This window comes from Allobosea vaviloviae, from assembly GCF_001298265.1.
In the GTDB taxonomy this organism is placed as follows: Bacteria; Pseudomonadota; Alphaproteobacteria; order Rhizobiales; family Beijerinckiaceae; genus Allobosea; species Allobosea vaviloviae_B.
In genome coordinates, this window is the sequence record NZ_LGSZ01000098.1 from 23,338 (window position 1) to 29,544 (window position 6,207).

5 protein-coding genes and 1 pseudogene are annotated in these 6,207 nt (G+C 64.7%); all 6 read left to right on the top strand.

Annotated elements, in window-relative coordinates:
• The first annotated feature begins 108 nt into the window (after positions 1–108).
• Positions 109–903, top strand: coding sequence for an enoyl-CoA hydratase-related protein (locus AE618_RS27055; RefSeq protein ID WP_054212165.1), 795 nt, complete (start codon positions 109–111; stop codon positions 901–903).
• Positions 903–1,679: an SDR family NAD(P)-dependent oxidoreductase gene (locus AE618_RS27060; RefSeq protein WP_054212166.1), complete on the top strand. Its 777-nt coding sequence runs from the start codon at positions 903–905 to the stop codon at positions 1,677–1,679. The genes AE618_RS27055 and AE618_RS27060 overlap by 1 nt, the downstream gene beginning before the upstream one ends.
• Positions 1,680–1,722: 43 nt before the next feature.
• Entirely contained in the window at positions 1,723–2,910 is a 1,188-nt protein-coding gene (locus AE618_RS27065; protein WP_054212167.1) for an acyl-CoA dehydrogenase family protein, read from the top strand.
• A gap of 48 nt (positions 2,911–2,958) precedes the next feature.
• A complete protein-coding gene (locus AE618_RS27070; RefSeq protein ID WP_082365636.1) occupies positions 2,959–3,813 on the top strand; it encodes an IclR family transcriptional regulator in 855 nt (284 codons plus the stop codon).
• Positions 3,814–3,966: 153 nt separating this feature from the next.
• The gene (locus tag AE618_RS27075; RefSeq protein WP_248311047.1) at positions 3,967–6,042 is read left to right on the top strand and encodes a 3-hydroxyacyl-CoA dehydrogenase NAD-binding domain-containing protein; all 2,076 of its coding nucleotides are present in this window, start codon (positions 3,967–3,969) and stop codon (positions 6,040–6,042) included.
• Positions 6,043–6,093: 51 nt separating this feature from the next.
• A pseudogene (locus tag AE618_RS28340) lies at positions 6,094–6,207 on the top strand (electron transfer flavoprotein subunit beta/FixA family protein); the annotation flags it as partial.

Consider the following 6,207-nt stretch of genomic DNA (forward strand, 5'->3'; position numbering starts at 1 on the left):
TCCCATTTCGCCGATTCTGAGTTGCTAGTCGGCCTTGATCGGAGCTATAACATTTCGGAATTGGATCCGTCTAGTGGAATTCGAACGAGGAATTTGAGGAGACACAAGGTGGCCTACGAGGACGTGCTTTACGAAGCGCAGGGCGGCATCGCCCGGATCACGATCAACCGCGCCGAGGTCCGCAATGCCGTGCGGCCGCGCACCTATGAGGAGCTGACCGACGCGATGGCGCGCGCGGCGGACGATCCAGAGATCGGCGTGGTCATGCTGTCTGGCGCCGGCGACAAGGCCTTCTGCTCGGGCGGGGACATTCGGGACCAGTCGAAGCGGGTGCCGGCCGTCGGCCGCAAGCACATGCGCCGGCTGTTCAACCTCTCGACCGTAATGCGGATGATGGACAAGCCGATCATCGGGAAGGTGCGCGGCTTCTGCGTCGGCGGCGGCAACGAGATCAATCTGTTCTGCGACATGACCGTCGCCAGCGAGGATGCCAAGTTCGGCCAGACCGGACCACGCGTCGGCAGCATCCCAATCTGGGGTGCCTGCCAGCTGCTTGCTCGCTATGTCGGAGAGCGCAAGGCGCGCGAGATGGTCTTTACCTGCCGCCTCTACACCGCGCAGGAAGCGCTCGCGATGGGGCTGATCAACCAGGTGGTCAGCGCCGAGGATCTAGACGCCACCGTCGATCAGCTCTGCTCGGACATCCTCGACAAGAGCCCGCAGAGCATTCGCATCGCGAAACTTTCTCTCAATGCCGGGTCAGATCAAGAGTTTTATTCGGCCTTCTTCCCGAACGCCGAGCTACTCGCCTCGATCTACGGCAATGAGGAGAACATGGAAGGCGTCAACGCCTTCATTGAGAAGCGCAAGCCGGACTTCCGGCGCTTCCGGAGGCCGGTCTGATGGCTGCAGGACGTTTCGAGGGCAAAGTCGCGCTGGTCACCGGCGGCGCCCGTGGTATCGGCTTCGCTGCGGCGCAGCGCATCGCCAGCGAGGGCGGGCGGCTGGCGCTCGCCGATATCGATGCGGCATCGGCCGAGGCTGCAGCGAAGACGCTGCCCGGCGCCATCGGCATCGGCTGCAACATTACGCACGAGGACGAGGTCGGCGCGATGGTGGCACGAGCCGAGGCGGAACTTGGCCCGATCTCGATATTCGTCAATTCGGCTGCAGTCCTCGACGACAAGCTCTTCTTGGAATCGGGTCCCTCGGACTGGAAGCGGATGCTGAGCGTCTGCCTGCACGGGCCCATGCTCGGCCTGCGGGCCATCCTGCCCGGCATGGTCGAGCGCCGCTACGGCCGCGTCGTCTGCCTCGCGTCGGACTCGGCGCGCATCGGGCAGGCGCGTCTGTCCTATTATGCCGCGGCGAAGGCTGGGGTGATCGCCCTTATCAAGTCGGTCGCGCAAGAGGTCGGAAAGGGTGGCGTGACGCTGAACATCGTCTCCCCCGGCGCGACCAACACGCCCCTGCGCATCTCGCGCGAAAACGGCATGCGCGAGCAGATGGGCGAGGAAAAATATGCCCGCCGCGTCCATAGCGTGCTGAAGCTCTATCCCGTCGGGCGCATCGGCGAGCCCGAGGACATCGCGGCGGCGATCACCTTCCTGTGCAGCGACGAGGCGTCGTGGGTGACAGGGCAAGTGCTGAGCGTGAATGGCGGCTTCGTCATGCCCTGACGGCATGAAAGCGGACAACAACAAACGTAGCGAGGACGCGGTCATGGATTTCAAGCTCACCGAAGAGCAGGAGCTGCTGCAGGACAGTGTGTCCCGCATGGTCAGGACGGAGATCGAGCCACGGCTGAAACGCCATGACGCGACGAAGCCGTTGCCGAAGCAGACCATGCTGGAGATCTACGGTATTCTGGCGGAGATGGGGCTGACGGCGCCGCGGTTGCCGGCGTCCGTCGGCGGCGGCGAGATGAAGATGCTGGACTACGGCTTGGCCTTCGAACAGCTCCCGCCGGTGATCGCGATCTCGCTGATCTCGCACGAATGTACGATCGCGCGCATCCATGCCGAAGGCGGGGCCGAGCATGTCTCGGCCTTGCTGCCCGATCTGATTGCCGGCCGAAAAATTTGCTGCACGGGCTCGACCGAGCCGAATACCGGTTCGGACCCCCGGGGTATTCAGACGCGCCTAACCGATCTGGGAGACGAATGCAGCGTCTCCGGCGCCAAGATGTGGATCACCAACGGCACGATCAGCGACGTGATGATCGCGACCTGTTCCACGGGGCGCGGCGAGCATGGCGCGACCGTGATGCAGCGGGTGCTGATCGAGCGCGACAAATCCCCCTACGAGGCGCGCGAGATCCCGGTCCTCGGCTTCAAGCAGGGTCATCTTTCGGAGATGTCGCTGAACGATTGCCGGGTCCCGAAGTGCAACGTGTTAGGCCAGGGCGGAGACGCGGCCCGCATTCTTCAGAGCACCTGGGTCGGCAATCGGCCGCTTCTCGGGCTTTGCGCTGTCAACATGGCGCAAAAGGCACTGGACCTCGCGATCGCCTATGCGCAGGTCCGCAAGCAGTTCGACGAGCCGATCGGGCGCAAGCAACTGGTGCAGGGACGTCTCGCCGATATTGCGACCGCGATCACCACCAGTCGCCTCCTGTGCTACCATGCGTTGTCCACCATCGATGATGGTGGCCGCGCCGACGGCACATCCGCCATGGCCAAACGCTATGCTACGACAGCTTGCGCAGAGGCGATTTCGCTCGCCATGCAGGTGCATGGCGCGATGGGCGTGGCAGAGGAAACCGGCTTGGAGCAACTTTACCGCGACGTTCGCATGTTGCCCATTCCGGACGGCACGAACGAGATTCTCACCCTGATCATGGGACGCGAACTGACGGGGATAAATGCCATAAGGCCCGATACGCGCGCGCCCCGACTCGCGGCCGAGTGAAGCCGTGGTCACGACTTTCCCAAATGCCCTATTTATGGAGTCGCGCCCATGATCCGTGCCGTCGAACGAGCGCTGGCTATTTTCGACGCATTCGATGCGCAGCATCAAAGCCTTTCTCTCCTGGAGATCGGCGATCGCATCTCAATGCCCAAGGCAACGACGTTTCGCTTGGTCAACACACTGCAACGGAACGGTTTTCTCGTTCGTCTCGAGGACCAACGCTATTGCCTGTCACTCAAAATCCTGCGCCTGTCCGGGCTGGTGAAAAGCACTCTGGGCATCAGGGAAGCCGCCAGGCCGGCCATGGCGGAGGTTTGCCGCGCGACCGGCGAAACCGTAACTCTGAACATTCGCGCGGGCGTGGAGCGAATCTGCATTGACGTCGTCGACACGCCTTCGCCGCTGATGACGATCGTGCGTCCTGGCGAACATGTCAGCCTCCTGCGTGGCGCGACGGCCCGGTTGCTTCTGGCCTATGCCGGCGAGGCCGAAATCGATCGGATAGTGGCCCAGTCGGCCGTGGACCAGAAGGTGGATGAGACCGAACTGAGGGCCGAGCTGGCCAAAATCCGTAAGCAGGGCTTCGCCTGTACGTCGGGACAGCGCATTCCCGGCGTGACGGCGATCTCCGTGCCGATTTTCGACATCAACGATGAAGTCCACTATTCGCTCTCGCTGACGGGCCCCAGCATTCGCATGGATTCCCGTCTGAAAGAGTTCAAGACGATCATGAACGATGCGGGGGCCTCGATCTCGGCCATGATGGGGACGTCGCCCTCGCCGATTGCCGAGCTGGAACGAGAATCGAGCTCCGAGATGAAGGCGCGCAAGAAGCCCGTCAACGGTGCTGTCGCAGCGGGCGGCGCACCCCGAGGCAGCCGCCGGCGCGCCCCCGCCGCCTGAGGCCGCTGTTGCGGCGTCGTCCACGGCCGACCGTCGCCCTGCCATGCAGCTTGACCGCGCAGCCCTGGCGCCGGTCACGCCAGCCAGATCAACACGGCATCCCCCTGCCATTGCCTTGCGAGTGCCCTCATGCCCGCCGCTCCCGACCGATTCGTGAACGCCATCAACGAAGCCGTTCGCGTCGAGCGCCATCCCATCTCGGCGGGCGTCGCCATGATCGTCATCGACAACCCGCCGGTCAATGCCGGTTCGCACGCCGTGCGCGCCGGGTTGATAGCGGCGATCAACACGATCTCCGCAGATCCGCAGATCATGAGCTCGGTTCTGGTCGGAGCCGGATCGACCTTCGTGTCCGGGTCCGACATCAAAGAGTTCTCGCTGCCGCTGATGGATCCGCAGATGCCGGCGGTTATCGCCGCGCTGGAGGCGTGCCCCAAGCCGATCGTCGCGGCCATTCATGGCGCTGCGCTCGGCGGTGGCTACGAACTCGCTCTCGGCTGCGATGCGCGCGTGGCGACGCCGGACGCAATCCTGGGTCTACCGGAGGTCACGTTGGGCATGATCCCAGGCGCCGGGGGAACCGTCAGACTCCCGCGCATCACCGATCCCGCCGTCGCGCTCGACCTCATCGTGAGCGGGCGTCGGATTGCGGCGAAGAGAGCCGTCGAGCTAGGTCTGGTGGACCGACTTGCCTCCGGAGAGGTCCGTGACGCGGCCGCGGCGCTGGCCGCCGAACTCGCGGCGACGACCGGGAAGCGGCGGCTGCGCGACCTTCCCGTCAAGAGGGTCGACGCCGGAGCCTACGGGAAGGTCGTCGAGGCCGCGACGCGCGGCGGCAAGGCGCGGCCTCAGGTGCTCGAGGCGATCGCCGCCGTCGGCAGGGCCCTTGCATTACCGTTCGACGAAGCTCTCGCGGCGGAGCGGTCGGTTTTCCAGGCACTGCGCCAAGGCGATGAAGCGGCCGCACTGCGCCACCTCTTCTTTGCCGAGCGTGTTGCCGGCAAAGTCGAGGCCGGCAACGCCTCGGCAATACCCGAGAAGGTCACGGTGATCGGCGCCGGGCTGATGGGCTCTGGCATAGCCAGCAGTTTCCTTGGAGCGGGTTTCGAGGTCCATATGCTGGACACTTCTGAAGAGGCGGTCGAGCGCGGACGCCAGAGCATCGCCGCCATCGAAGACCAAGCCGTCGCTTCGGGACGGATAACCGCTCCGGAGCGCCAGCGCCGCCGCGACCGCCTTTCGACATCGTCCGACTGGTCGAATGTCGGCCATGCCGATCTCGTAGTCGAAGCGGCCTTCGAGGATCTCGACGTCAAGAAGGAAATCTTTCGCCGGCTTTCAGCGGAGGCGGCGCCGCACAGCATTCTCGCGACCAATACGTCCTATCTCGACGTCGATATCCTCGCCGTCGAGACGAACCAGCCTCAAAATGTGGTTGGTCTGCACTTCTTCAGTCCGGCGCATATCATGCGGCTCGTCGAGATCGTGCGCGGCGCCCGCACTTCGCCGGACGTGCTCGCAACGGCGGCACGGATCGCCAGGAAGCTGGGCAAGATCCCGGTGATCTCCGGCGTCGCGGAGGGCTTCATCGCCAACCGCATCTTCATGGCGTACCGGCAGCAGTGCGAATATCTGCTGGAAGACGGCGCCTTGCCGGAAGATGTCGACGCAGCCCTGTCGGCGTTCGGCTTCGCCATGGGGCCGTTCGCCACCTGGGACATGGCGGGCCTCGACATCGCCTGGCGGACCCGTCGCCGTCTGGCGGCGACCCGCGATCCGCAGGAGCGCTACGTACCCCTACTCGACCAGCTCTGCGAAGCCGGCCGCCTCGGTCGCAAGAGCGGCGCGGGCTGGTATCGTTACGAGGCTGGCGCGCCTCGCGGACAGCCCGATCCAGTAGTCAGTGATCTGATCGAGAAGCACCGCAAGAACAACCAGATTGCTGCGCGCGCGATCGACGCGGATGAAATCTTAGCGCGGGCGCTCGCTGCGATCATCAACGAGGCCGCTCTCGTTCTCGACGAGGGCGTCGCGGAACGCGCCAGCGACATCGATCTCGTCCTCGTCCACGGCTACGGCTTTCCCAAACACAGGGGCGGCCCGCTGTTCTGGGCCGGGCGCCAGCCGGGCGCGGAGATCGCCGCGGCCCTCGAAATGGTCGCGAGGGCCTGCGGCCCCCGATTCCGGCGCGGTCCGGTCGAGCGCGCGATCACGCTTGCCGGCGCCTGACCTCCTCCACGGGGCGTCCCGATTTCTGAACATGATGAGAGGCTGCCACCCATGAAGATTCTGGTGCCCGTGAAGCGGGTTGTCGACTACAACGTGAAGATCCGGGTGAAGGCGGACGGTTCCGGCGTCGAGCTCGCCAACGTCAAGATGTCGATGAACCCCTTC

Excerpts from the sequence above, each read along its gene's own strand:
- AE618_RS27060 (WP_054212166.1), top strand. The coding sequence starts at position 903 with ATGGCTGCAGGACGTTTCGAGGGCAAAGTCGCGCTGGTCACCGGCGGC.
- AE618_RS27065 (WP_054212167.1), top strand. The coding sequence starts at position 1,723 with ATGGATTTCAAGCTCACCGAAGAGCAGGAGCTGCTGCAGGACAGTGTG.
- AE618_RS27070 (WP_082365636.1), top strand. The coding sequence starts at position 2,959 with ATGATCCGTGCCGTCGAACGAGCGCTGGCTATTTTCGACGCATTCGAT.